This is a genomic window from Microbacterium sp. NPDC089186 (assembly GCF_040685115.1).
Classification (GTDB): Bacteria; Actinomycetota; Actinomycetes; order Actinomycetales; family Microbacteriaceae; genus Microbacterium; species Microbacterium galbum.
The window spans coordinates 497,266-522,948 of sequence record NZ_JBFBHJ010000001.1 but is presented as its reverse complement, the minus strand read 5'-3'; the positions used below and the strand labels follow the sequence as shown (position 1 = coordinate 522,948).

General features: G+C 71.5%; 24 protein-coding genes. 7 read left to right on the top strand and 17 right to left on the bottom strand.

Annotated features, from left to right (window positions below):
* Positions 1-18: 18 nt before the first annotated feature.
* The 7 genes from AB0N82_RS02470 to AB0N82_RS02440 form a co-directional block, all read right to left on the bottom strand.
* Complete coding sequence (locus AB0N82_RS02470; protein WP_315993869.1) at positions 19-798, bottom strand: creatininase family protein; 780 nt, start codon at positions 796-798, stop codon at positions 19-21.
* Positions 795-2,126: an FAD-binding oxidoreductase gene (locus AB0N82_RS02465; RefSeq protein ID WP_315993868.1), complete on the bottom strand. Its 1,332-nt coding sequence runs from the start codon at positions 2,124-2,126 to the stop codon at positions 795-797. The genes AB0N82_RS02470 and AB0N82_RS02465 overlap by 4 nt, the downstream gene beginning before the upstream one ends.
* 212 nt (positions 2,127-2,338) lie before the next feature.
* Positions 2,339-3,520: an ABC transporter substrate-binding protein gene (locus AB0N82_RS02460; RefSeq protein ID WP_363387679.1), complete on the bottom strand. Its 1,182-nt coding sequence runs from the start codon at positions 3,518-3,520 to the stop codon at positions 2,339-2,341.
* 125 nt (positions 3,521-3,645) lie between these two features.
* Positions 3,646-4,536 (bottom strand): ABC transporter permease, encoded by an 891-nt coding sequence (locus AB0N82_RS02455; protein WP_315993866.1) that lies wholly within the window; start codon positions 4,534-4,536, stop codon positions 3,646-3,648.
* The gene (locus AB0N82_RS02450) at positions 4,533-5,309 is read right to left on the bottom strand and encodes an ABC transporter ATP-binding protein (RefSeq protein WP_167494159.1); all 777 of its coding nucleotides are present in this window, start codon (positions 5,307-5,309) and stop codon (positions 4,533-4,535) included. Before AB0N82_RS02450 ends, AB0N82_RS02455 begins: the two co-directional genes overlap by 4 nt.
* 28 nt (positions 5,310-5,337) lie before the next feature.
* Positions 5,338-6,603, bottom strand: coding sequence for an amidohydrolase family protein (locus tag AB0N82_RS02445; RefSeq protein ID WP_363387674.1), 1,266 nt, complete (start codon positions 6,601-6,603; stop codon positions 5,338-5,340).
* Between the two features lie 282 nt (positions 6,604-6,885).
* Positions 6,886-8,079: a glycosyltransferase gene (locus tag AB0N82_RS02440; RefSeq protein WP_363387671.1), complete on the bottom strand. Its 1,194-nt coding sequence runs from the start codon at positions 8,077-8,079 to the stop codon at positions 6,886-6,888.
* Positions 8,080-8,312: 233 nt separating this feature from the next.
* Between AB0N82_RS02440 and AB0N82_RS02435 the strand changes: the two genes are divergently transcribed.
* Together AB0N82_RS02435 and AB0N82_RS02430 are read left to right on the top strand one after the other, a co-directional pair.
* Complete coding sequence (locus tag AB0N82_RS02435) at positions 8,313-9,560, top strand: glycosyltransferase (RefSeq protein ID WP_363387668.1); 1,248 nt, start codon at positions 8,313-8,315, stop codon at positions 9,558-9,560.
* Positions 9,561-9,564: 4 nt separating this feature from the next.
* Positions 9,565-10,581: a glycosyltransferase gene (locus AB0N82_RS02430; protein WP_363387665.1), complete on the top strand. Its 1,017-nt coding sequence runs from the start codon at positions 9,565-9,567 to the stop codon at positions 10,579-10,581.
* Positions 10,582-10,634: 53 nt separating this feature from the next.
* Here the strand turns inward: AB0N82_RS02430 and AB0N82_RS02425 are convergent, their stop codons facing one another.
* Genes AB0N82_RS02425 through AB0N82_RS02410 form a run of 4 tightly spaced genes read right to left on the bottom strand, consistent with a single transcriptional unit; the run spans position 10,635 to position 14,560 of the window.
* Positions 10,635-11,582, bottom strand: coding sequence for a PDR/VanB family oxidoreductase (locus tag AB0N82_RS02425; protein WP_315993861.1), 948 nt, complete (start codon positions 11,580-11,582; stop codon positions 10,635-10,637).
* A gap of 16 nt (positions 11,583-11,598) precedes the next feature.
* Positions 11,599-12,249, bottom strand: coding sequence for an XRE family transcriptional regulator (locus AB0N82_RS02420; protein WP_363387662.1), 651 nt, complete (start codon positions 12,247-12,249; stop codon positions 11,599-11,601).
* The gene (locus AB0N82_RS02415; protein WP_363387659.1) at positions 12,246-13,544 is read right to left on the bottom strand and encodes an amidohydrolase family protein; all 1,299 of its coding nucleotides are present in this window, start codon (positions 13,542-13,544) and stop codon (positions 12,246-12,248) included. The genes AB0N82_RS02420 and AB0N82_RS02415 overlap by 4 nt, the downstream gene beginning before the upstream one ends.
* Positions 13,541-14,560 (bottom strand): XdhC family protein, encoded by a 1,020-nt coding sequence (locus AB0N82_RS02410; protein ID WP_315993858.1) that lies wholly within the window; start codon positions 14,558-14,560, stop codon positions 13,541-13,543. The genes AB0N82_RS02415 and AB0N82_RS02410 overlap by 4 nt, the downstream gene beginning before the upstream one ends.
* Before the next feature lie 50 nt (positions 14,561-14,610).
* Between AB0N82_RS02410 and AB0N82_RS02405 the strand changes: the two genes are divergently transcribed.
* The 5 genes from AB0N82_RS02405 (at position 14,611) to AB0N82_RS02385 (ending at position 20,741) form a co-directional block, all read left to right on the top strand.
* Positions 14,611-15,180: an NTP transferase domain-containing protein gene (locus tag AB0N82_RS02405; RefSeq protein ID WP_363387655.1), complete on the top strand. Its 570-nt coding sequence runs from the start codon at positions 14,611-14,613 to the stop codon at positions 15,178-15,180.
* A gap of 234 nt (positions 15,181-15,414) precedes the next feature.
* On the top strand, positions 15,415-16,533 hold the full coding sequence (chvE, locus tag AB0N82_RS02400) for a multiple monosaccharide ABC transporter substrate-binding protein (protein WP_315993856.1): 1,119 nt from the start codon (positions 15,415-15,417) through the stop codon (positions 16,531-16,533).
* A 117-nt stretch (positions 16,534-16,650) separates the two neighbouring features.
* Entirely contained in the window at positions 16,651-18,180 is a 1,530-nt protein-coding gene (gene mmsA / locus AB0N82_RS02395; RefSeq protein WP_315993855.1) for a multiple monosaccharide ABC transporter ATP-binding protein, read from the top strand.
* Positions 18,181-18,185: 5 nt separating this feature from the next.
* Positions 18,186-19,406 carry a multiple monosaccharide ABC transporter permease gene (gene mmsB / locus AB0N82_RS02390; protein WP_315993854.1) on the top strand — a complete coding sequence of 407 codons (1,221 nt, stop codon included), beginning with the start codon at positions 18,186-18,188 and terminating at the stop codon, positions 19,404-19,406.
* 123 nt (positions 19,407-19,529) lie between these two features.
* The gene (locus AB0N82_RS02385) at positions 19,530-20,741 is read left to right on the top strand and encodes an ROK family transcriptional regulator (RefSeq protein WP_363387650.1); all 1,212 of its coding nucleotides are present in this window, start codon (positions 19,530-19,532) and stop codon (positions 20,739-20,741) included.
* A gap of 150 nt (positions 20,742-20,891) precedes the next feature.
* Here the strand turns inward: AB0N82_RS02385 and AB0N82_RS02380 are convergent, their stop codons facing one another.
* From AB0N82_RS02380 to purS, 6 genes are all read right to left on the bottom strand, one after another.
* Positions 20,892-21,821: a 2-hydroxyacid dehydrogenase gene (locus AB0N82_RS02380; RefSeq protein ID WP_315993852.1), complete on the bottom strand. Its 930-nt coding sequence runs from the start codon at positions 21,819-21,821 to the stop codon at positions 20,892-20,894.
* On the bottom strand, positions 21,818-23,290 hold the full coding sequence (locus tag AB0N82_RS02375) for an FAD-dependent oxidoreductase (RefSeq protein ID WP_363387647.1): 1,473 nt from the start codon (positions 23,288-23,290) through the stop codon (positions 21,818-21,820). Before AB0N82_RS02375 ends, AB0N82_RS02380 begins: the two co-directional genes overlap by 4 nt.
* Positions 23,291-23,292: 2 nt before the next feature.
* On the bottom strand, positions 23,293-23,787 hold the full coding sequence (locus AB0N82_RS02370; RefSeq protein ID WP_363387644.1) for an ureidoglycolate lyase: 495 nt from the start codon (positions 23,785-23,787) through the stop codon (positions 23,293-23,295).
* Positions 23,788-23,889: 102 nt separating this feature from the next.
* Positions 23,890-24,603, bottom strand: coding sequence for a GntR family transcriptional regulator (locus AB0N82_RS02365; protein WP_363387641.1), 714 nt, complete (start codon positions 24,601-24,603; stop codon positions 23,890-23,892).
* Between the two features lie 12 nt (positions 24,604-24,615).
* Positions 24,616-25,323, bottom strand: coding sequence for a phosphoribosylformylglycinamidine synthase subunit PurQ (gene purQ / locus AB0N82_RS02360; RefSeq protein ID WP_315993848.1), 708 nt, complete (start codon positions 25,321-25,323; stop codon positions 24,616-24,618).
* On the bottom strand, positions 25,320-25,571 hold the full coding sequence (gene purS, locus AB0N82_RS02355; RefSeq protein ID WP_076673305.1) for a phosphoribosylformylglycinamidine synthase subunit PurS: 252 nt from the start codon (positions 25,569-25,571) through the stop codon (positions 25,320-25,322). The genes purQ and purS overlap by 4 nt, the downstream gene beginning before the upstream one ends.
* Positions 25,572-25,683: the final 112 nt, after the last annotated feature.

Sequence of the window (25,683 nt, the reverse complement as noted above, 5' to 3'; positions counted from 1 at the left end):
TTCCGGCATCCGGATTCGTCACGCCGTGTAGTCGAATCGGCTGATCTCCTCGAGCGCCTCGACGACGAACGAGACGCTGTCCTCGAACAGCTCCGCGCCGTGGGCGGCGTTCGCCCCCGTCGGGTCGCCGAGCACGCCGGTGGGGCCGAAGTCGTTCGAGAGCCACCCGAAGGTCACGGGCTTGCCGTTGAAGCCGATGTGCCGGAAGTCGCCGATGTGCGCCGGAACCGTGGCCTCGAATTTCGTGGCGTCCACGAGCTCGGGGCGCAGGTGCATGATCATGCTCGTCTCGCCGTGACCGGCGTGGATGCCGGTTCCGTGCTCGTCGGGGCCCCCGTCGGTGCCGTCGAACGAGGGCACGCGCGCGGCGGGCATGAAGAACGTGCGCAGTCCGAAGCGGCGCCGCAGCTCACGGTTCGCGACGTTCAGCAGCGCGACGTTGCCGCCGTGGCCGTTGAGGAACACGAGCGTGCGCGCCCGGGTCGTGAGGATCGAGCGGCCGATGTCGACGATGGTCTGCAGCATGGTCTCGGGCGTGAGCCACAGCGTCCCGGGGGCCCACGAGTGCTCGTCCGACTTCGTGATCGACAGCGTCGGCAGCTGCCACACGTCGAGCCCCTGGGCGGCGGCGCGCGCGACGGCGGCCGTGGCGGACGCCTCGGCGACGATGGCATCCGTCGCCAGGGGCAGGTGCGGTCCGTGGTGCTCGATCGCCCCGGTGGGCAGCACCAGGATCGAGTCCTCGGTGAGGGCCTCGGCGGCGGCGGAACCGCTCAGCTCGGCGAGAAGACGGGTCATGAGATGATCGCTCCCTTGCGCGCGCCGGTGTAGTCGGGGTTCAGCTTGCCGGGGTTCAGCAGGCCGTTCGGGTCGGTGAGGCGCGCGGTCTCGACCGTCTGCTCGACGTTGAAGTCGACGTTCCACTGGTGGGGGTTGTGCACGCCCACGCCGATGGCGTTGAGCGCGGCGATGCCGCGGTAGACGTCGTCCTCGCTGACGTAGGGGGCTGCCAGCATGCCGATCGGGAACGCCTTGGTCGACTCGATGTGCAGCTTGCCGCCGGCGAACACGCTCTCGACGGCCTCGATGTCGTCCGCGAGCGGCGCACCCGCGACCTCGAGGTGGAACACCTCGTGCGGCTGGCTCTTCTGGTACCACTCGATCGGGTGGTTGTAGCTGAGCATCGACAGGCGGATGCTGGCCTGCGGCCCCTCGCGCACCGCCTCGACACGTCCGCCCGCGCCCTCGACGATCGCGGTGATCTCCTCGATCAGCGACGCGTCGACGATCGCGCGCAGGCTCGATCGGCCCTCGGGGATCGCCTCGTCGGAGGGGAGGGATGCCGAGATCTCGGGCCCGTCGCCCGACACGAGCCGCGGGGTGGGCTCGAGATTGCCGATGGTCTGCAGCACGGCGAGGGTGCCGGCGAAGTCGGGGAAGCTCGCCCACAGCCCACGCCACTCGCGCAGCGGTTCGAGGCGGACCGTCGCGCGCACGATGACCCCGGCGGTGCCGTAGTTGTGCACGTACTTCTGGGCCTCGTCGCCCTCGACGTGGATGATCTGGTCGCTGCCGTCGGCGTGCACGACGTCGAGGGCGGCGACGAAGCCCCGGTCGTTGGAGCCGTGTGCGATCGACCCGGTGCCCCCGGAGCCGCCCGAGAGGAAACCGCCGATCGTGGACTGCGCGGTCGACGGGTACATCCACAGCGCCTGGCCGGCGGCCCACGCGGCCTGCTCGAGCAGCACCATCGGAGTCCCGGCCTCGGCGGTGATGTACCCGTCGCCGACCTCGACGATGGCCTTGGCGCGCGTGGTGTCGATCACGAGGCCGCCCTGCATCGGGATGGCCTGACCGTAATTGCCGGTGCCCTTGCCGCGCACGGTGATCGGTACCCCGTGACGGGATGCCGCGGCCACGGCCGTGGCGATCTGCTCGGCGTCGGCGGCGAACACGACGAGGTCGGCGAGGCCCAGGGGGAGCTTCGCGGCGATGATCGGCGACATCGGGGAGCCGTCGACGCTGGCGCGCTCGCGCACGCGCGGTTCGGTGCTGACGGCGGCGGGGCCGAGCAGGTCGAGCAGTTCGTCCTCGAGGGAGAGGACGCGGGTGGCGGTGTCGCTCATGGGTGTTTCTCCGGGTGGGGCGGGTGGGGTGGATGCCGCGGTGCGGCCGAGCTCGTCGTCGTCACCGGTGGTGCGGTGGGGCGGAGGTGGCTGAGCCTGTCGAAGCCACCGGGGGTGTCGGGGGCTCCGGTCCCTTCGACGAGCTCAGGGGCCCGGGGCGCGAGAGGGAGCCGAACGGCCCGGCCCGCACGAGGCGGGCCGGGCCGAGCGGGTCAGAACGAGATCGAGGTGTCGATGAACTCGTTCGTGTAGAGGTCGGCCGGGGTGTAGCCCGACGCGGGCGGGGTGCCGAGGTCGGTGTAGACCTTGCCGGCCTTGTCGAAGAAGTCCGCGAAGCGGTCGTCGTCGAAGTTGCCGTAGGTGGAGTCGGGGCCGTCGCCCACGAGGCCGAGGTCGACCTGCGTCTTCACGGAGTAGTCGGCCACGCCCTGCGTGTAGGTCCAGCCGGTGGCGTACTCGTCGACGAGCTTCAGGATGAGGTCGTTCGCGGCGGAGGGGTCCTTGTAGTACGCGACGCCGGCCTTCTGCAGCACGGGCACGAGCTTCGACAGGCACGGCGACAGCTCGTTGAAGGAGTCGGACTTGACCGAGACCGACGACTGGTAGGTCTGCCACCCGGCGTCGTGGATCAGGGCGAAGTCGACCGGCTTGCCCCAGGCCGACACCTCGTTCTGGTAGACGTACGGCTCGGCCGAGGCGAAGCCCTGCTGCATGTCCTTGCCGCCGGCGGCGACGAAGTTCGAGGGCGTGCCGTCGTACGAGCCGTCGAGGATCGCCGAGTCGGCGAGACCGGCGCTCTTGAGGTACTCGATGTAGGCGGAGCCGTCGAAGTAGCGCCAGACGCCGCCCTTCGCCGTGAGGGCGGCCTTGACGTCATCGATCGTCTTGACGTCGGGGTAGGTCTCCGGGTCCCACATGACCATCGTCGGGCTGATGTCGAGAGGGGCGAAGACGGCCTTGGTGGGCGTGGTCGACGAGAGCTGGATCGCCTCGTCGGTGCTGATGTAGCCGAGGGTGATCGCGTCGTCCTGGTACATCTGCGCCGAGACCGTCTGGAAGCCGATGGCCGGGCCGCCGGCGCGGATCTCGAGGTTGACGCCGGTGTATTCGCCGTCCGACATGAGGGGACCCGTGACCGCCTTGGTGTTGGCGTCGATCGTGTAGTCGTCCTTGATCATCTCGTAGAGGTGACCGTGCTCGGCCTCGGGGTTCCAGTCGGTCTGGACGACGATCGTCGAGGGGCAGTCGGTCGAGAGGTCGACCGAACCGATCTCCATGTCGGAGGAGGCGGCCGGCGCACTCTCCGCCGCGCTGCCGGCGCAGGAGGTGAGGGTCAGGGCGATCGCGACGGCGCCGGTGACGGCGGTGCCGCGGAGAAGGGTGGAGCGCTGCATGCTGGTTCGCTTTCTGTGACGTCGGTGGTGCTCGGGTGCGGGAGGGGGAGCTGCGGTATTTCGGGTACGCCGGATGCCGCCTCCGGCGCCTGCGCGCGGGAGGGCGGTGCGGTGGCATCCGGGGTCTAGAGGGCGCTTTCGTACCAGCGGCCGACGGCCACCTTCGACAGCCAGCCGAAGAACGCGAAGATCGCGACGCCGAGCAGGCAGGCCGCGAGGATGGCGGCGAACAGCTCGGCGCTCTGCAGGCGCGACTGGTAGTTGGCGATGAGTGAGCCGATGCCCGGCTCGCCGCGGCGGAAGAAGTAGTCACCGACGATCGCGCCGATGACCGACAGGCCCGCCGAGGTGCGCATGCCGACGAAGATCGAGGGCAGGGCGGCGGGGAGGGTGAGCTTGGTCAGCACCGTCCACTTGTTCGCCTTCTGCAGGCGGAACAGCTCGCGCTGCGACTTGTCGACCGACTGCAGGCCGAACAGCGTGTTCGAGACCATCGGGAACAGGGCGATCAGCACGCAGACGATCACGCGGGCGGTGAACTCGTACCCGAACCAGAAGCCGACCAGCGGCACGAGCGCGAGGATCGGGATGCACTGCAGCATCACCGCGTAGGCGTAGGTCGAACGCTCGACCCACCGCGCCAGCGACATCGCGATCGCCCAGCCGATGCCGAGGATCATCGCCACCGCGAGGCCGGTGAGCGCGACGCCGGTCGTCCGGAACAGGGCGATCCAGATGTCGGCGCCCACCTGCGGGTCGAAGAACCCCAGCGTGAACATCTCGTGCGGCATCGGCATGAGGAAGCCCTTGCCCGACGCGGCCAGGGCGATCGACACGGCGTACCAGCCGCCGAGCAGCACGACGAGGACCGCGAGCGGGGGACCGATGACGGCGGCGCGGGATCCGAAGCCCCGACGCCGCGGTGCCGTGCGGGTGCGGGGCGGCTCGACCGGGGGAGTGGATGCCGGGGGTACGGCCGCCTCGTCGACGACGGGCTCAGCGGAGGTGGTGCTCATGAGTGTCCTTCCCGGAGGGCGTGGGAGACCTCGCCGACGAGCTTCGCGAACTCGGCGGTGTAGCGGATCTCAGGGTCGCGCGGCATGTCGAAGGGGACCTCGAACGTGTCGACGAGGTGGCCGGGGCGACCCGACATCACGACGACCTTCGTGGAGAGGTAGATGGCCTCCGAGACCGAGTGGGTGATGAAGAGCCCGCCGAACTTCTGCTCGACGAAGATCTTGATGAGCTCGTCGTTCAGGCGTTCGCGGGTGATCTCGTCGAGCGCACCGAAGGGCTCGTCGAAGAGGAAGAGCTCGGGGTCGAGCGTGAGGGAGCGGGCGAGCGAGGCGCGCATCTTCATGCCGCCCGACATCTGCTTGGGGAGGTGCTTCTCGAACCCCTTCAGGCCGACGAGGTCGATCGCCCACTGGGCCTTCGGGGTGCGCACGCGCTTGGGCTGCCAGTTGAGCTCGGCGAGCAGCTCGACGTTGGCCTGCACGTCGCGCCACGGCAGCAGGGTCGCGTCCTGGAAGACGTAGCCGATGCGGTCGGTGTTGACGGTCGCGGTGCCCTCGCTGGCGGATTCGAGACCCGAGGCGATGCGCAGCAGCGTGGATTTACCGCAGCCCGAGGGGCCGACGACGCTGACGAACTCGCCGCGCTCGACAGTGAGGTCGACGCCCGAGAGGGCGGTGGTGCCGTTGGGGAACGTCATGGCGACGTTGCGGAAGTCCAGGATCGGCGCGGTGGGATCCGCGACGGATGCCGGGGCGGGGGAGGCCAGGGTCACGGGGGCGCTCACTTTCCGTGGGGTCGGGTTACGACGCCGTCGCGGGTGCGGCGGTGCGGGTGGGGACGGACGAGGAGAGGGCGGCGGTCTCGGTCGCGACGCGGGTGCGGCTGACGAGACGTCCCCGATGGATGACGACGCGGTCGGCAGTGGCGAAGGCGACGGCTTCGCCGAGGGAGTCCGCCTGGATCGCCACCAGTTCCGCCCGCGCGCCGGCGACCGGTCCCGCGAACGGCAGCCCCATCACGTCTCGCGCGCCGACGGTGACGGCCTCCAGGGCGTCCTCCGGGGCGAGGTGCCCGGCGCTGACGAGCAGCGAGGCGGTCTCGAGGTGGTCGCAGCGCCCCACCGGGTTGAAGGGGTCGCGCACGTTGTCGGCTCCGGCCGCGACGCGGACGCCGGCGGTCTTGAGCCGTCCGATCGGCGCGATCCCGCGGGGCACGGCGTGCTCGGCATCCCATCCCTGCAGGTACAGGTTGGTGATCGGCAGGGCGATGACGCCGATGTCGGCGGTGCGGACCTGCTCGGCGAGGGCGGTGAGGTCGGCCGCGGGCACCATGCTCAGCCGCACGCAGTGGCCCGCGGTCCGTGGCCGGTGCCAGCCGGTGACGGCTCGGGCGTAGGCGGCCAGGGTGTCGGCTCCCGCGAGGCTCTCGTCGGTGTGCAGGTCGAGGCCGACGTCGCGGCGCCGGGCGAGGGCGACGAGGCGTTCGAGGTCGGCGACCGGGTCGTCGGCGAGATGCGGCGCACCGCCCACCAGGTCGACGCCCGCGTCGAGCGCGGCCTCGAAGACCTCGTCGGCGACCGTGGGGCCGCCGAGGGCCACGAGCTCGAGGTCCATGACTCCCGCGAGCTCCGCCCGCAACCGGACCAGGGCGCGGACACCGGTGAGGGCGTCCTCTCCGCGCAGGAGGTCGACGTGGGTGCGGACGGAGGTGATCCCGGATGCCAGCATCCGCAGCGCCGTAAAACGGGCCCGGCGCAGCGTGTCGTCCTCGTCCAGGGTCAGGGCGAAGGCGTGCCAGCTATCGATGGCGCGCTCGAGGTCGCCGAACGGGGGCCGGATGGCATCCCACGACTGCGACTTGTCGAGGTGGGCGTGCGGCTCGGCGCCGGCGGCGGTGACGAGGTAGCCGGGGAGGTCGAGCACGACGCCGTCGGTCTCGGGCAGCGGGGTGCCGGCCGGGACCACCGCGAGCACCGTGTCGCCGTCGAGCGCGATGTCGACGACGTCGCCGGAGGCGAGTCGCACACCCCGCAGAGCGGCGATCGAGACGGGTGGAACGGCGGACACGAAGACCTCCGGAGAGTCGGGAAGGCAGGAGTCGAGACGAGCGCCACGGCGATGGGGCGAGCCGCTCGGGGCGGCTGCGTCAGTGTTGGTGTGAGCAACATCCGGCGGTGATCCGATGCTAGGAAGCGTGCGTTTCCGCCGTATTTCTCCCGCGTGACCCTCATGACAAACATGTCGGACAGGCTGCGGTTCGGTGCGTGAACGCGGGATGCCGACAGCGTCCATGCGTTCGTCGCGGACGACGCGCGCCCCCCGCCTCTCGCGAGGGTGATCGACGTCGGCTCAGCGCGCCCGAGCGAAGATCCCGCGCGCGTCGGCGTAAACCGCCTGCACACGGTCGACATGGCGACCGAAGTCGAGCGCCGCGGCGCTCGCGGCGGCCCCCCGGGCCAGGCCCTCCCGCAGCGTCGCATCGTGCGCGAGGCGACGCAGGGCGCGGGCCAGCGACCCCGGTGTGGCGTCCTTCGTCACGAGTCCGTTCTCGCCGTCTCGCACGAAAGCGCCGGCGGCCTGGGGGGTCGCGATCACCGGGCACCGCATGAGCAGGCTCTCGGCGATCACGAGCCCGAACGTCTCGGGCCAGAGCGAGGGGAACACCAGCGCCGTCGCGGAGGCGATCAGGTCGGCCTTCTGCTGGGCGTCGACCCATCCGGCGTAGGTGATCCGCCCCGTCGCCGCCGCGCGTTCGATGGTCGGCCGCTCGGGGCCGTCGCCGGCGACGACCAGCTCTGCGTCGATGTCGGCCTGCTCCCACGCCCGCAGCAGCAGGTCGATGCCCTTGGTCGCCTGGAGCCTGCCGAGGAACACGAAGCGCGGACGGGTGCGTCCCTCGGTCTCGATGCGGGCGGGTGAGACGGCGGGTGCCGGCCACCCGTGCGGAACGACCCGCTGCTCGACACCCTCGGCGGGCATGCCCAGGGCATGGTGACGGGCCAGTGCGCGCTCGCTCGGGAACACCAGGATGCTGGCGCGTCGGGCCGCGAGCCAGTTGGCGCGAGCGCGCAGCCGCTGCACGCCGCCGAGACGCGCGGGCTCGTGTCCGTCGCGGATGGAGGTGGACGTCGTGTCGACGAGGCAGTAGTCGTGCGCGGTGTGCACCACCGCGCCGTGTCGAGCCCGGAGCACCTGAGCGCCCACGCCTTGGAAGCGGTGGACGTGCACCACTGCGTCGGACCGCGCCTCCTCCGGCATCCAGGTCGCCGGTCCGAGGGTGCCGAGCACGTCGAGCGCGTGGAACGCGACCTTGGCGGCGGTGCCCGCTCCGTGCTGGTCGGGGCGATAGGGGCGATAGGTCGCGCGCACGCGCACGGCCACGCTGGCTCGACGCGCCCGCTCGACGGTGTCGGGGTCGGTCCACGCGGTGAGGATCTCGACCTCGTCACCTCGCCGGGCCTGCTCGGAGGCCAGGGCGAGCACGTACGACTCGGCCCCGCCCAGCGGTGCGACGAAGCTGCTCTGGACGTGCGTGATCCTCACCTCGGCTCCTTTCCCGGGCGGACACTACGCGTCGGTGGAAGCGTCGACGCCCCCGGCCTCGCGTGGCCGCGCGGCATCGTGAGCGCGCACCGTCCCCGTTCTCACCCGCTGGCGGAACTCGCCGCGACCGGCTGCTTCACCCGCCCTGTGCGGGAGCGCGGCCGGGGGAGTGCGCGAGCGATATCCGCAGAGTGGGCTCGAGCGCCGCGCCGTCGGCGCCGGGGAGGAAGCACGTGAGGATCGTCAGTGTCGCGCCGGTGGTGCCGTTCGACGGCATTCCGCACGCCGGAGGCCAGTACTACCTCCGCCACCTGCGGGCGCTCGCCGATGACGGACACGAGGTCACCGTCGTCGCCCCCGACTCCGACGACAATCGCGCGGCCCGCGCGCGATCCACGGTGACCGCGACCATCGTCCTCGTGCCTCTCCCCGCCCCCCGACGCGGCCTGCGGCGCCTTACCGCTCTCGACGAACGGCAGCAGCGGCGGTTCTTCCCCGTCCGCCCGGTGAGGCGCGTGCGCCGCGCCTTCGCCCAGTCGGCCGAGGTGCGCGCGCTCTTCGCCGCGGCCGATGCCGTGGAGTTCCAGTGGACGCAGATGGGGTGGTTCGCCCGCTGGGTGGGGGCTCCGGCCCGACGCCTCGTCTTCGCGCACGACGTCATGCTGCAGAGCGCGGAACGCTTCCTCGCCGCGGCCGGATCGCGGTGGTCTCCCCGGGGCCTCGTCGCCCGCGTGCGACTCGCCACCGTGCGCCGTGACGAGCGGCGGGTGTACACCGACGTCGACACGGTTCTCGTCTTCAGCGCGAAGGATGCCGCGGTGGTGCACCGCGCGGCGCGTTCCGCGGCCCCGGTCCGCGTCGTGCGGCCGCCCCTTGCCGAGCCGGCCGCGCCGGGTGCCGCCTCCGGTGCCGCGTCGGCCGTCGCGACGGCCACGGGTGGGGGAACGGTGCTGTTCGTGGGGGCGTTCGACCGCTCCGTCAACGCCGACGCTGCCCTGTGGACCCTGCGCGAGATCGCTCCCCGCGTCCACCGGCGGCACCCGGGCGCGCGGTTCGTCTTCGCGGGCGCGAACCCCACCGACGAGATGCGGCGGGAGGCGGAGCTCGTGCCCGACACCGTCACGGTGACCGGTCGCGTCGACTCCCTCGAGGAGTACTACGCCGACGCCGCCCTGGTCCTCATCCCGCTGCGATCGGGTGCCGGCGTGAAGTTCAAGACGGTGGATGCCATGGTGCGCGCCATCCCCGTCGTGTCGACCTCGATCGGCGTCGAGGGCATCGTCGACGACGTCCTCTCGGCCTTCGCCGTCGCCGACGACGCCGCGGGTCTGGCGGACGGCGTCTGCGCTGCGCTCGACGAGCCTGCCGGCGCGCGCCGCCAGGCTCGCGCGGTGCAGCCCGCGGCGGCTGCCGAGTTCTCCGTGGAGCGCTTCCGGCGCACGCTGGCCGATGTCTACGCCCCCGCCTCCGACGAAAGCTGAGCTCGTGACCTCTTCTTCTCCTCTCCCCCGCGTGGTCGGGGCCACCGTCACCTACGGCGCGCGATCGGCGTCATGTCTGGCGACCGTCGACGCGTTCCTCGCCGCGGGGGTGAGGGAGGTCGTCGTGGTCGACAACGGCTCGACCCCGTCGTCCCGGCAGGCGCTTGTCGAGTATGCGCGCGAGCACGCTCCGCGGGTGCACCTGCACCACCTGGAACGCAACGAGGGATCGGCGCTCGCGTTCGGGATCGCCCTCGCCCGGGCCGTCGAGGCGGGGGCCGACCATGTGTGGGTGCTCGATGACGACAACCTTCCCGCCGGCGACGCGCTGGCGGCGCTCCTGCGCGAGGAGCGGGCTCTTCGCGCGGCGGGACATGGGCTGTGCGCGGTCGCCCCGACCCGGGCCCCGGGAGCCGCGCCCGCCGAGGTCGCCGAGGCGATCCGGGTGGAGCAGGCGCGGGAGCAGCCGCGCGAAGACCGGTCGTTCGCCGGCGTCGAGCTGACCCTCTTCGCCCGCCGCGCGGGGGAGCGCCTGGGGCTGCGGCGTCCGGCGGCGGCTGCGAGCGGGGCGGATCTGGCCTACGCCCCGTATGGGGGGCTCCTCGTGGGGGCGGACGTCATCCGGCGCATCGGCTTCCCCGACACCGCTCTCGTGCTCTACGGCGACGACCTGGAGTACACCTCGCGCATCGTCGCGGCGGGCGGGCTCATCCGTCTGTCTCGCGACGCCGTCGTGGTCGATCCGCGCGGCGAGCGATGGATGCCGCCCGGGTTCGAGGTCCTGGCGATGTTCCGGTCCACGAACGACGCCCTGCTGTACTACTCGGTCCGCAATCGCATCCACCGTGAGCTGCGCACCGGTCGTCGGCGCAGTCCCGCCCGCTCGGTGAATGCCGCCCTGTTCTGGGCCCTGTGCCTCGGCTGTACGGTGCTGACGGGGCGTCCCGGGAAGCTGCGCGTGCTCCGTCGGGCGGCTGCCGATGCGCGGGCCGGCCGTTTGGGTCGCCGCGTCGAGTTCTGAGCCGCCGTGCGCGAGGGGTCCTGCGACCAGCGGGTGATCGTGAGGGTGAAGCCCTAGAGCTCGAGGGTGATCCGATCGCACGCGGCTCGCGAGACGCACGGCATCATCGTGCGGTTGGCCTCCTGCTCTTCCGGAGACAGCACGGAGTCGCGGTGCTCGACGTCGCCGTCGACGACCGCGACCTCGCAGGTGCCGCACGTGCCCACGCGGCAGCTCGAGGGCACGACGATGCCGTTCTCCTCGACCACGTCGAGGATCGACCGCTCCGGCGGAACGGTCACGGTCAGGCCCGACATCATGAGGTCGACCTCGAAGGGCTCCGTCCACACCGGCGGACCCAGTACCTTCGCCTCGAAGCGTTCGACGTGCAGGCTCCCGCGCGGCCAGACCGCCATCGTGGCGTCGAGGGCCTCGAGCAGACGCGCGGGTCCGCACGCGTACACGACCGTGCGGGCGACGGGCGTGCCCAGGCGTCGGGGGATGTCGAGTCGGCGCCCCTCGTCTGCGGCGAACACCTCGACGCGGTCGCCGTGGCGCTGCTCGAGCTCATCGACGAAGGCCATCGTCGCACGCGACCGTCCGACGTAGAGCAGGGTCCAGGCGGCCCCCGCCGCCTCCGCGGCCTCGATCATGGGCACGATCGGCGTGATCCCGATGCCGCCGGCGACGAACACGTACGAGCGCCCCGCGGTCGGGGCGAAGAGGAAGTGGTTCGCGGGGCCCCGGACCCGCAGCGTGGCCCCGACGTGCGCGTTCTCGTGCAACCACACCGAGCCCTCGCGCTCGCGGAGCACCCCGATGCGCCACGTGCCGCGCGCGCTCGGCGAGCCGCACAGCGAGTATTGCCGCTCGAGTCCGTCGGGCAGCACCACGTCGATGTGCGCCCCCGGTGACCAGTGCGGCAGCGTCCCCGTCGCGCGCTCGAGGTCCAGCACGACGATCCCGTCGGCGGCATCCCGTCGCTCCCGCACCACGGCATCGAAGCTCACCCCTGCGCTCACGCGTTCTCCTCCTCGGTCAGACGTCGGTCGGATCGTCGGCGCCGTCGCCGTGGACGACCTCCTTGACGATCAGCAGGCGATAGGGCGTGCCGTCGGGCGAGTGCCAGCGGTGCGGCGTGCCCGAGCGGCAGTACACCGAGTCGCCGACGTGCAGCGTGCGCTCGCCGAAGGCGCCGAACGAGATCACGATCGAGCCCTCGAGCACCGTGAGGAACTCGTCCTCGTCGTGCACGTAGTGATCGCCCGGCTGCGGGTTGGACCCCGTGAACTCCAGCGGCTCGAAGCGGCGCGGGCCCTCCGCGAGCAGGCGCGCGGTGCCCTCCGCGTACGGACCGGTCACGCCCTCTCCGGCCGCGACGAACGACGGCTGCGCATCGGCGTCGGCACGCGGGGGCTCGGAGCCCGCGATCAGCTCGACCCGGCTCGTACCCAGGGCCCGTGCGAGCCGCTCGAGACTCGCCATGCTCGGCCGGGCGAGCCCGCGCTCCAGCTGGCTGAGGAACGGATGCGACAGCTCGGCCGCCTCGGCGAGCTGGGTGAGCGTGAGCCCGCGCGCCTTCCGCAGGCTGCGCAGGTGCGCGCCGAGGCGCTCGTCGCTCGTGGGGGTGTGCGCGTCGGGGGTCGGAAGCGCGGAGAGGGGGACCGCCGGTGGAGCCATGGACGTCATCGTGCCACCCTCTCGAAGAGGCGGGCGACGATCTCGCCCTCGTCGGCCGTCGCGAGGCGGCCCTCGTCGACCACGATCCGCCCGCCCACGACGACCGTGCGCGGGCGCCGGCCGGGCGAGGCCCAGAGCAGCCCCGCGACGGGATCCGCGACGCCCGCATCGGCCACGCCCGAGACGTCCCACAGGCACAGGTCGCCGGCCGAGCCCGGCGTCAGGCGTCCGAGTTCGGGGCGACCGAGACCGTCGGCGGAGCCCTCCGTGGCCATCGACAGCACCTCGGATGCCGGCAGCTGCGGCCCCACCAGCGCCGAGACCTGCATCGCCAGACGCGCGTCCGCGAGGAGATGGCCCGCGTCGTTGCTGCCGCCGCCGCTGGTTCCCAGGCCCACCGCGATCTCCGCGTCGAGGAGACGCCGAACCGGGGCGACTCCCCAGCCCATCGGCACGTCGCAGCCGGGCGCATGGGTGGCGGTGGCCCCGGATGCCGCGAGGCGGGCGATCTCGTCGGGGGCGACGTCGCAGAGGTGAGCGAGCGTCACGTCGGGAGCGAGCCAGCCCCACTCCTCGAGCAGATCGAGGGGTCGTCGTCCGTAGCGCTCGAGCGCGATCGCGACGTCGACCACCTCGTTGGCCTGCGTGCGTCGTCGGAGCCCGTGGCGTCGGGCCACCTCGCCCAGCAGCTCGAACGTCTCGCGGGGATCGCTGTGCACCCCGGCGGGCCCGACCGCGACCTGCAGCATCCCGTCGACCGAGACGCCGCCGGCGCCCTCGGGCACGAGCGCCGAGACGATCGCCTCGGCCGAGGCGGCGGCCTCCTGCGGGTCGTCGCGCGCGGTTCCCCGCACGAACGCGAGGCGTGCACCGAGCCGCGCGGAGGCGTCGGCCGCGGCCCGCGCCATCCCGACGGTGTCGGCACCGCTCGGCCAGGTCAGATGGTGATCGGCGACCGTCGTCACCCCGCTCAGCAGCGCTTCGGCGAGGCCGGCACGCGCGGCGAGCAGCGTCAGGTCGGGGTCGACGCCCGCTTCGCCGTATGCCGATGCCATCGCCGGAAGCCACTCGCGCATCGGGATGCCGCGGGTGCCGGGGAGCGTACGGAACGCGGTCTGCAGCAGGTGGTGGTGGGCGTTGACCAGGCCCGGCGTCACGACGCACCCGCTCGCGTCGACGACCCGCGCTCCGGTGAGGTCGGCCGCGTCGACGACCCGCCCGTCGGCGATCACGACGTCGCCCGTGCGCACGCGGCCCGCCGCCTCGACGACGGCCACGGCGCCGCGCACCACGAGCGCGCTCATGCGGTCCTCACGCCGCACGCGAGGCCGGCGTCGTCCGCGGCCGAGACCCGGGCGCGCGCTCCCGAGGAGGGGCCGTGTCCCGCGGCACCCGGTCCGTGCAGCCTCGCCCCCGCCTTCTCGCGCAGGGGTCGTGCGCTCGCCGCGTTGCGGGATGCCACGATCTCGGCGATCACCGACAGGGCGGTCTCTTCGGCAGAGGCGCCTCCGAGGTCGAGGCCGAGAGGGGAGTGGAGCCTCGAGAGCTCGGCATCCGTCACTCCCGCGTTCCGCAGCAGTTGCGCGCGGCGCGCGACGGTCGCCCGCGCGCCCATCGCGCCGACGAAGCCCACCGGCATCCGCAGTGCCGTGCGCAGGGCAGGGATGTCGAGCCGCTCGTCGTGCGTCAGGACGCACACCGCGGTGCGCTCGTCGGCGTCGTCGACGGTCGCGAGGTACTCGTGCGGAGCGGCGACGACGACCTCGGCGGCGTCGGGGAAGCGCTCGCGCGTGGCCAGGAGCGCCCAGTCGTCGCACACCGTGACCCGGAATCCGGCGGCCGAGCCGAGCCGGCACAGCGCCGCCGCGTGCTCGCCGGCGCCGAGGACGATCAGGCGCGGGGCCGCGGGCCGCTCGAGCACGACCGGTCCTCCGTCGAGATCGAGGCGCACGGTCGCCTTCCGTCCGGCGCGGGCTGCTTCGAGCGCCGGGCGGACGCTGTCGTCGAGCGGGTAGGCCACGACGTCGACCGCACCCCCGCACGCGAGGCCCGCCGCGATCGGGGTGACGGTGCCGTCGTCGGTGAACCCGAAGCGCGCGCGACGCACGTGTCCGGTGCGCAGGGCGTCGAGACCGAGCATCACGGCGTCGTTCTCGACACAGCCTCCGGAGATCGATCCGATGACGCGCGCGTCGCGCGTGACGACGAGGGTCGCGCCCACGCCGCGCGGGGCGCTGCGCACCACGGCGGTCACCGTGACGGCCGCGAGCGGCACCCCGGCATCCATCAGAGGCACCAGGTCGGCGGCCAGATCGAGCATGGGACGACGGTAATCGGGGCGTGTTTCGCGCACGCTACGCTGTCGTGACCATGCCCGCCGCGCCTCCCGTCGCCGTCTCGGGGCTCGTGCTGGCCGCGGGTGCGGGTCGTCGTTTCGGCGGTCCCAAGGCTCTCGCGCGCACCCCCGCGGGAACGCCGTGGATCGCCCTCGCCGTCCGCGCGCTGACGGAGGGCGGATGCCGCGACGTCACGGTCGCGCTGGGAGCCGGGGCTGATGAGGCCGTCGCTCTCGTTCCTCCTGTCGCGACGATCGTGACCGTGGCCGACTGGGAGTCGGGGATGGCGGCCTCCCTGCGGGCCGGCCTCGGCGCGCTGGGATCCGGGGCGGGGATCGCCGCTGTCGTCGTCCCCGTCGACACCCCGGGGATGCCGCCCGCGGCGGTGGCGCGCATGCTCCGGCACGCGGATCGGGAAGCGCTCGCGCAAGCGGCGTACGCCGGGGCCCCGGGTCATCCCGTGCTGCTCGGCCGATCGCATTGGGCCGCCGTCGCGGACGCCGCCCGGGGTGACGTGGGCGCGCGGCCGTACCTCGTCGCGCAGGGCGCGTCGCTTATCGAGTGCGGCGATCTGTGGTCGGGCGCCGACCGCGACACCCGCTGAGGACTGTCTCGGCCGCGTCTTTCCGGGGATCCGGCACGTTCGGTCACGGTCTGATCACGGCGTGGGCAATTTTGACGTGCCTATAGACAAAACCCCCCGCGGTGGATATTTTTTCGGAGCCGTCATAATTCGACGGACCAGAGTGCCGGGACGATGACGTACCCGATCCGACGCCGGGGAGGGCGCGGGTACGGACCACACGGTCCCTGCTGTTCAGAGAGGAACGCAGATCACATGCTGAAGAAAATCCTGACCGGTGCGGCCATCGCCGCACTCGCGGTGGGCCTCGGAGCCTGCAGCTCGACGCGCCCCGCCGAGGGCGGCGGAGACGCCGCCGGCGCGAGCGGCGACTGCAACGTCGGCATCGCGATGCCGACCCGCAGCCTCGAGCGCTGGATCAACGACGGCGAGCAGCTGCAGAAGAAGCTGCAGGATGCCGGGTGCACGGTCGACCTGCAGTACGCCGACAACAAGACCGACCAGCAGATCAGCCAGATCCAGAACCAGATCTCGGGTGGCGCGAAGATCCTCGTCATCGCCGCCATCGACGGTTCGACGCTCGGCCCGGTCCTCGAAGAGGCCAAGTCGCAGAATGCCACCGTCATCGCCTACGACCGCCTGATCAACGGCAGCGAGAACGTCGACTACTACGCCACCTTCGACAACTACAAGGTCGGCACCCTGCAGGGCCAGTACATCGAGGAGCAGCTGGGCCTGAAGGACGGCAAGGGCCCGTTCAACCTCGAGCCCTTCGCCGGCAGCCCCGACGACAACAACGCCAAGTTCTTCTTCGCCGGTGCCTGGGACGTGCTCCAGCCCTACGTCGAGAAGGGCCAGCTGGTGGTCCCCAGCGGCAAGTCGCCCGCCAACGACGACGCATGGGCGTCGATCGGCATTCAGGGCTGGGCGTCCGACAAGGCGCAGGCCGAGATGGACAACCGTCTTTCGTCGTTCTACGGCGACGGCAAGAAGGTCAACGTCGTGCTCTCGCCCAACGACAGCCTCGCCATCGGCATCGAGGCGTCGCTGAAGTCGGCCGGCTACACCGCCGGCGCCGAGTACCCGATCATCACGGGTCAGGATGCCGACAAGGCCAACGTCAAGGCGATCCTCGACGGCACGCAGTCGATGACGGTCTGGAAGGACACCCGTGCCCTCGGCGACCGCGTCTTCACGATGATCCAGGAGATCAAGGACGGCAAGGAGGTCGAGGTCAACGACACCAAGACCTACGACAACGGCAAGAAGGTCGTCCCGTCCTACCTGCTGACCCCCGAGGTCGTCGTCAAGGACGACGTGCAGTCCAAGCTCATCGACTCGGGCTTCCTGAAGGCCTCCGACGTCGGGCTCTGATCCCCATCGGCCGGGGCGGGCTCGCCCGCCCCGGCCCTCTCGCGGCGGGGCGGGTTCGCCCGCTCCGCCGCTCGATCCTCGCCATCGCAGCGAGGGAGCTGACGGAGGAAACACACCATGACCGAACCGATCCTGCGCATGGCGGGGATCTCGAAGTCGTTCAACGGCGTGCCGGCCCTGGCCGACGTGTCGATCGACGTGTACCGCGGTGAGGTCCACGCGATCTGCGGCGAGAACGGCGCCGGCAAGTCGACCCTGATGAAGGTGCTCAGCGGCGTCTACCCGGCGGGCTCCTTCGAGGGCACCATCACCCTTGAGGGCGAGCGGATGGAGTTCCGCTCGATCAACGACAGCGAGGCCGCCGGCATCGTCATCATCCACCAGGAGCTGGCGCTGAGCCCCTACCTCTCGATCGCCGAGAACATCTTCCTCGGCAACGAGAAGTCCAAGCGCGGCGTCATCGATTGGAACGCCACCAACACCGCCGCCGCCGACCTGCTCAAGCGCGTGGGGCTCCGCGAGAACCCGGCCACCAAGATCTACGAGCTCGGCGTCGGCAAGCAGCAGCTGGTGGAGATCGCGAAGGCACTGGCCAAGGAGGTCAAGCTCCTCATCCTCGACGAGCCGACCGCCGCCCTCAACGACGACGACTCGGCGCACCTGCTCGACCTCATCGACCAGCTGCGCACGCAGGGCATCACGTGCATCATCATCAGCCACAAGCTCAAAGAGGTGCTGCGCATCGCGGATCGCATCACGATCATCCGCGACGGCCGCACCATCGAGACGATGCACCGCTCCGACCCCGACACCGACGAGGGGCGCATCATCCGCGCCATGGTCGGCCGCGACCTCAACAGCCTGTTCCCGCCGCGCGAACCCGACATCGGCGAAGAGCTGTTCCGCGTCGAGAACTGGACCGTGCACCACCCCGTCGACACCGAGCGCGTCGTCATCCAGGACGCGTCGTTCATGGTGCGCGCGGGCGAGATCGTCGGCTTCGCCGGTCTCATGGGCGCCGGTCGCACCGAACTCGCGATGAGCATCTTCGGTCGCATGTACGGCACCGGCATCTCGGGCGAGGTCTACAAGAACGGTCAGCAGATCGACGTGCGCACCGTCGACGCGGCGATCAAGCACGGCATCGCCTACGCGACGGAGGACCGCAAGAAGTACGGTCTCAACCTCATCGGCGACATCCAGGTCAACGTGTCGGCATCCGCTCTGGCCCGCCTCGCCCGCCTGGGCGTGGTCGACCGCTATCGCGAGTACAAGGTCGCCGACTCCTACCGCTACAAGATGAACATCAAGGCGCCCAGCGTCGCCGCGATCACCGGGCGCCTCTCCGGCGGGAACCAGCAGAAGGTGGTCCTGTCGAAGTGGATGTTCACCGGACCCGACGTGCTGATCCTCGACGAGCCCACCCGCGGCATCGACGTCGGGGCCAAGTACGAGATCTACGGGATCATCAACGAGCTCGCGGCCCAGGGCAAGGCCGTCATCGTCATCTCGTCGGAGCTGCCCGAGGTCATCGGCCTCTCCGACCGCATCTACACCATCTCCGAGGGACGCATCACGGCCGAGGTCAGCCGCGACGACGCGACGCAGGAGACCCTCATGCGGCACATGACCGCCGGAAGGAACTGACAGCAATGGCCACCGCATCCACCCAGACGGTCGAGGCGCCGACGCAACCGGGTCCGCGCCGCCGCGGCATCCTGTCGCGCATCAACTTCCGTCAGTTCGGCATCCTCGCCGCTCTCGTCATCATCATCGTGTTGTTCCAGGTGCTCACGGGCGGGCGCCTGCTCATGCCGGGCAACGTCAACAACCTCATCCAGCAGAACGCCTATGTGCTGATCCTCGCGATCGGCATGGTGATGGTGATCATCGCCGGCCACATCGATTTGTCGGTCGGTTCGGTCGTCGCGATGGTCGGCGCCATCGCCGCGATCGCGATGAATCAATGGGGTCTGCCCTGGTTCGTCGCCGTACTGCTCTCGCTCGTCGTCGGTGCCGTGGTCGGTGCGTGGCAGGGCTTCTGGGTCGCTTTCGTCGGCATCCCGGCGTTCATCGTCACCCTGGCCGGCATGCTGCTCTTCCGCGGCCTCACGCTCGTGCTCCTCACCGGTGGCACGATCAGCGGCCTCCCCGACGGCTTCACCGCGATCGGCGCCGGCTGGCTGCCGCCGTTCCTGGGCTACCTCGGCAACTGGGACTCCCTGACCCTCGTGCTGGGCGCGATCGCGTGCGTGCTGCTGATCGTCCAGCAGCTGCGTACCCGGGCCACACTGCGCCGCCTCGAACTGCCCCGCGAGCTCGCGTGGTCGTTCTGGCTCAAGAACGCCATCGCGGTCGTCGCGATCATGGCGGTCGCCTTCACGATCGCCGCCTACAACGGCACCCCGATCGTGCTGATCATCCTCGCCGTGCTCGTGCTGGCATACACGTTCGTGCTTAACCGCACCACGTTCGGTCGCCACATCTACGCGATGGGCGGCAATCTCTTCGCCGCCGTGATGAGCGGCGTGAAGACGAAGTGGGTCAACTTCTTCATCTTCGTGAACATGGGCGTGCTCGCGGGCCTCGCCGCGGTGGTCAGCACCGCTCGCGCCGGTGGCGCCGTGGCATCCGCCGGTCAGAACTACGAACTGGATGCCATCGCCGCGGTGTTCATCGGCGGCGCCGCCGTGCAGGGCGGCATCGGAACGGTCGTGGGCGCGGTCGTCGGTGGCCTCGTCATGGGCGTGCTGAACATGGGCCTGTCGATCCTGAGCGTGGACGCCGCCTGGCAGATGGCCATCAAGGGCATCGTGCTGCTCCTGGCGGTCGCCTTCGACATCTTCAACAAGCGCCGCAACGGCGGTGTCTGACCGGATGGGGAGCGCGGCCCCGGGGCCCGCTCCCCATCCGCGTCGCCGCTTCACCCGCCGCGTGCTCCGCTGCGTTTCTCGTCCGTGTGACTCCGATGGGATGATGGGGGAGGTGCTCCCCTCATGACCCCTGCCGTGTTCGAGCCCGCGACCCCGCTCGCGCCCCCGGCCGGTCGTACGACGAACGACCTGATCCGGCAGCAGAACCTCGCGTCGGTGCTCGCGCTGCTCCACTCTCGGGGAGCGCTCTCACGCGCGCAGCTGGGGGCGATGACGGGGCTGAACCGCTCCACCGTCACCGGGCTCATCATGGAGCTCACCGAGCTCGGCCTCGTGCGCGAGGCGCCGAGCGGGGAGCGCACCGGCAAGGTCGGGCGCCCGACCCTCGACCTCGAGCCGGACGACCACGTCGCCGCCCTCAGTGTGCGGGCCGAACCCCACGCGGTCACCGTCGCGCTCGTCGGTCTCGGGGGAGTGGTCCACGCCCGACTCCGACACGACACGGCCTCGGCGCCCTCGCCCCGCCGCTTCGTGCAGATCGTCGCGTCGTCGGTCGAGGCGATGCGCGCCGACATCGACCGGCACTACCGCGTGGTGGGGGCGGGTCTCGCCGTGCCCGGGCTCGTCAACGCCAACGGCTCCGTGCTCGTCTCGCCCACTCTCGGCTGGCGGCGCGATCCGGTGTCCGCTCGGCTGAGCGACGAGCTCGGGATGCCGGTGACCGCGGGCAACGACGCCAGCATCGGCGCCCTGGCCGAGTCGCGTTTCGGGGTCGGGGTGGGCGTCGGCAACCTGCTCTACCTCGGTGGCGCCATGCACAGCATCGGCGGCGGCCTCATCATCGACGGCACCCTGCTGCGCGGCACCTCCGGCTATGCCGGGGAGCTCGGGCACACCGTCGTCGACCCGCGGGGTCGCGCGTGCGTGTGCGGACGTCGAGGGTGCCTCGAGGCCGAGGTCAGTCTCGACATCCTCGAACCGCTGCTGGGCCGTCGCAAGCTCGACGAAGACGAACTCGACGTGGAGCTCGGCGTCGCCCGCAACCCGCGCGTGATGACCGAGGTCACGCGTCAGGTCGAGATGCTCTCGCTCGCCCTGACCAACTTCGTCAACGCCTTCGCCCCCGAGACCGTGGTGCTCTCCGGGTACCTCGGGGCGCTGCTCTCGGTGAGCCGTGAGCGTCTCGCCGATGCCGTCCGCGTGCATCCCCTCGGTGCCGAGGGTCGCACCATCCGGCTCGAGCGTGCGCACCTGCGGTCGCGGCTCATGCTCATCGGCCCGGCGGAACTCGCCTTCGCCGACCTGCTGTCGAACCCGGCGGGCTTCCGCGGCTGACCGCCGTGGCCCGCCGTCGCCTCGCGGCCTCGCGCCCCGTCCCCCCGCGCCCGCGCCCCGGCGAATCCCCGTCGAGTGTCCAGGACGCGCCGCATCCGCTGGACGGCGGCGGCGTGTCCTGGACACTCAACGGGTGAGGGGGCGGGGGCGTCAGCCGCCGAGCACGACGTTCAGCGGCTCCTCGCCCGCGGCGAGGCGTTCGATCTGACGGCGGACCAGGCGCGCGATGCGCGGGCGCATGGCATCCGTCGCCCCTCCCACGTGCGGGGCGATGAGCACGCCCGGAAGGCTCCACAACGGGTGGCCCTCGGGCAGCGGCTCGGGGTCGGTGACGTCGAGCGCCGCACGGATGCGACCGCGCCGCACGTGGTCGACCAGAGCGTCCGTGTCGACCAGCGGTCCACGTCCGACGTTCACGACGAGCGCGCCGTCGGGCAGGGCCGAGAGTGCCGCGTCGTCGAGGATGTGGCGCGTGGAGTCGCCGCCGGGGAGCGAGGCGATGACGATGTCGGTGTCGGCGAGAACCTCGGCGAGCTTGCCGAGGGGGAACACCTCGACGTCGTCCTGCAACCGGCCGTGTGAGGCGACGGCGCGCAGGTGCACCTCGAAGGGCTTCAGGCGCGCGGCGATCGCGCGGCCCACCCCGCCGAAGCCCAGCAGGGTGACGCGGGCGTCGGCGAGGCCGGGCGCCCCGCCGCCGGTCCACTCGCCGCGGTCCTGGGCGCGCACGAACTCGGGCAGCCGACGTCGAGCGGCGAGGGTGAGGGCCACGGCGAGCTCCGAGGTCGCCGTCTCGTGCACGCTCGCCGCATTGGCGAAGACGAGTCCCTCGGGCAGTCGTCCCTCGACGTTGTCGTACCCGATCGACTGGCTCTGCACGAGCCCCACCTCGATCTCGCGCAGACGCTCGATCACGCCGGTCATCGACATGTACGGCGGCACCACCATGTCGAAGCGTTCTCGGGGAGCGGCATCCTGCATGTCCCACACGACCACCTCGACGCCGTCGGGCAGTGCGCCCAGGTCGTCGCGCAGCTGGGGGGTGGGCACGGACACGAGAAGAGGGGTGGAGGTCGTCACCCGATCGACGCTACCCGCGGATCCCGCGGCGGGGAGGAGTCTTGCGCGCGGCGGCCGACGTGCACGCCCACCGGCACGTCGTAGGCGAGGTACTCCGCGAGCAGGCGGTCGGAGTCGCGCTCGAACAGGCGACGCGAGAGGGCGGCGGCGAGCTTCGTGGCGCCGCCGACGAGGCCGGGGATCTGATGGCTCAGCATGCCCTGGCTGATCCGCGCACCGTGGTTGAACATGTGGATGCGCGACAGCGCCGAACGGCCGGGCGCACTTCGGCTGACGAGCCCGAAGCCGTCGTCGAGGTACGGGAACGCCGCCAGCCCCGGGTTCTGCGCGATCTGCGCGGGCGACAGGCGATCGCTCCACCGCGCGGCGTCCGCGGCGACGCCCGCCAGCTCGGGGCGCCGTTCCAGGTCGGCCACGATCCCCGTCGCCGCGAGCACGACGTCGTAGTGATGGATGCCGTGCGGCGTCGCCACCGCGATGTCGCGGCCCGTCCACGACACGCTCTCCCACGGCGAGGAGGTGAGGAAGCGGAACGTGTCGAACGCGTGCGCCCGCCACAGCGCGTTCTGCGTCGCGGGCTGGTCGACGGCGGAGAGGTGCACGTTGAACGCCCATTTCTGCGCGTCGGTGAAGGAGCCGTAATTCTCGATGAGTCCGGCGAACTCCATCCAGCGATACGGGCTCACTTGCGGCATCGACGGGCGGCGCATGTGCACGTCGACGCTCGCCGCCCCGTGCTCGAGGGCGGTGGCGGCGTTGTCGAACGCCCCGGTGCCGGCCCCGAGGATGCCGATGCGCAGGCCCGCGAGGGCGGAGAAGTCGATGTCGTCGTGCGTGTGATGGACGCGATCGGCAGGCAGGCCGTCGAGCAGAGGGGGGAGGTGCCGACCGCCCGCGCCCTCGATGCCCGTGGCCAGCACGACGTGCCGGGCGGGCAGCATCCACTCTCCGTCAGGCCCGTCGAGGTGCAGGGTCAGGGGGTCGTCGGCGCCCCCGACGACGAGGGAGCGCACACGGGTGGATGCGACCGTGGTCACGGCCGAGGCGTCGCGGTACCAATGCAGGAAGCCCTGCCACGCCACCGTCGGGAAGTACTCGATGGCCTCCCAGGCCGCGTCGCCGTAGACGGCCTCGAACCACGCCCGCGGGCTCACCGCGGGGGTGCCCCATGTCGGCCACGCGATGTCCTTCGGGGTGCGCAGCGTGTGCATGCGCGCGTAGGTGGTCCACGGGCCGGCCGCGTCGGCGGGGGCTGCGTCGATCACGACGACGTCGTCGATGCCGCGGCGCCGCAGGCCCCGGGCGAGGACCAGACCGGCTTGACCGGCGCCGACGATGACCACCGGGCGCACGCCGTCGCGGGTGCCGGCCCACGAGCGTCCGTCCCCGGCGCTCAGCTCCGCCTGGTGCGCGGCGTCTCGTTCGAGCGACGCCAGGCGTGCGGCGGCGTCGGGGAGGGGGGTGAGCACCCTCACTCCCCGTCGATCACGACGCGCACACCGTAGGCGTCGTCGAGACGGTGGTTGTGGTGGTCCGAGACGTTGGTGTCGTCGAGCTCGAGGTTGACGAAGTCCATGCTCGGGTCGGCGAAGAACGGGCCTGCGTGCCAGGTGCCCTTGCGCATCGTGACGGCGGTGCGCGGCGGGATGCGGAAGGCCCGCAGGTCGCCGAGCGCGGGCTCGTCGATGCCGGGGGCGGCGACGGCGAGGGTCCACTCGACGTCGCCGACGGCCATCAGCGTCTGCGTCGTCTCGAGGTGACGGGTCACCCGCACGAATTCGGCGGGCTTGTCGTCGAGGTGCATGAGGTAGAAGCGCGGGATACCGCCCGACACGTCGAGCACGGCCTCCTCGGCGGTGAACGGAGTGCCGTCCTCCAGGGGGATCAGGACGACGCCGAAGGCCTCGAAGGCCTCGGCGGAGACGACCTCGGATCGCAGGGGGTGGACGGTCAGGGTGTCGGTCATGACGGCTCGCTTTCGTCGGGTGACCCTGACGTTACGCTTGTCCAACAAGGCGCTGAACCGCTTGTCGGACAAGTTCACCGTGCTGTTACGCGTCCGAAACGCTCACGCCCGCACGCGCCGGATCAGCGCGTTGCGCAGCCCCGGGGGTGCGGGGAGCTGAACCTCGCGCGACCAGTAGCCGATGGCGTCGTCGGCGCCGTACCCGCAGTATGTCATCTCGATGACCGGCGTCGCGGGTGTCGACGACAGCAGGGCCGCGCGTTCGGCATCCAGGCCGCTCGCCTCGATCCACAGCGTCTCCCATGCCACGCGCACGCCGTTCGCGGCTTCCGCCAGAGCGAAGACCGGGCTGTGGGGGTCGAGCTCCCCCTCGCGCGTGATGGGCACGAGGTCCTCGGCGAGGGCGTACGGCTCCCCATCGACGCGCCACATCTTCACCGTGCGCAGCACGCTCGTGCCGTCGGGGAGATCGTCGAATCGATCGATGCCGGGAGTCAGCATGACGCGCTCGGACGACACCAGGTCGAGGGCCGCGTCGTAACCGGCGGAACGGATCGACAGGAGATGGTCGAACTGCTGGTCGATGCGGCGCCCGACGCCCGGCAGTCGCCGGTTCGGCGAGGTGCGCGCCCCTTGCGTGCGGTGGACGTATCCGCGCTCTTCGAGGCGGATCAGCGCCTCGCGCACCGAGTTGCGACTCGCGCCGGTCAGCTCGGCCAGGCGCGGCTCGGACGGCAGGGTGTCGGCATCCGCTCGCCAGAGGTGCAGGATGCGATCGATCAGCGCGTCCTGATCGGGGGCGCGCTTGTCGGTCACGGCGGGGCCGGGTCAGGCGGCGGCGTTCACCGCGGCGGCGATGGCCGACGTGAAGAAGCCGAGGCCGTCGACGCCCGAGCGCATCGCTGCGGCGGTGCCCGGGCCGAAGCCGGGCTCGACCGCGTGCTCGGGGTGGGGCATGAGTCCCACGACGTTGCCGCGCTCGTTGGTGAGGCCGGCGATGTCGTCGAGGGAGCCGTTCGGGTTGACGCCGACGTAGCGGAAGGCGACGAGGCCCTCCCCGTTCACGCGGGCCAGGGTCTCGGCATCCGCGATGTATCCGCCGTCGGCGTTCTTCAGCGGGATGACGATCTCGTCGCCCTCGGAGAAGTCGCTGGTCCACGCCGTCGAGGCGTTCTCGACGCGCAGGCGCTGGTCGCGACGGATGAACTGCTGGTGGGCGTTGCGGATGAGGCCACCGGGCAGCAGGTGCGCCTCGACCAGCATCTGGAAGCCGTTGCAGATGCCCAGGACGGGCATGCCCTTGGCTGCCGCGTCTTTGACCTCGGCCATGATCGGCGCGAATGCGGCGATGGCGCCGGCGCGCAGGTAGTCGCCGTAGCTGAAGCCGCCGGGCAGCACGAGGGCGTCGACGCCCTTCAGGTCGTGCTCACCGTGCCAGAGCGCGACGGGCTCGCCACCGGCGAGGCGGATCGCGCGCTGCGCGTCGCGGTCGTCGAGGGAGCCGGGGAAGGTGATGACCCCGATGCGTGCGGTCACCGCTCGATGACCTCGATGTTGACGACGTCTTCGATGACGGCGTTCGAGAGCATCTCGTCGGCGAGCTCGCGGGCCCGGGCGAGCGTGGCCTCGTCGACCTCGCCCTCGACGGTGAGCTCGAAACGCTTGCCGATGCGGACGTCGGAGAAGCGGTTCTCGCCGAGCCGCGAGAGGGCGCCGGCGACGGCCTTCCCCTGCGGGTCGAGAAGCTCGGCCTTGGGCATGACGTCGACGACGATGGTGGGCACTGCAGCTCCAGAAGTCGGGTGGCGTTGTGGAAGTCATCTTACGCGAGCGCGCCGACGCCTCGTGGTGCGGGGTGCGCTGCGGTGGTGGGGGTGTGGTGGGGCGCGCCACGGG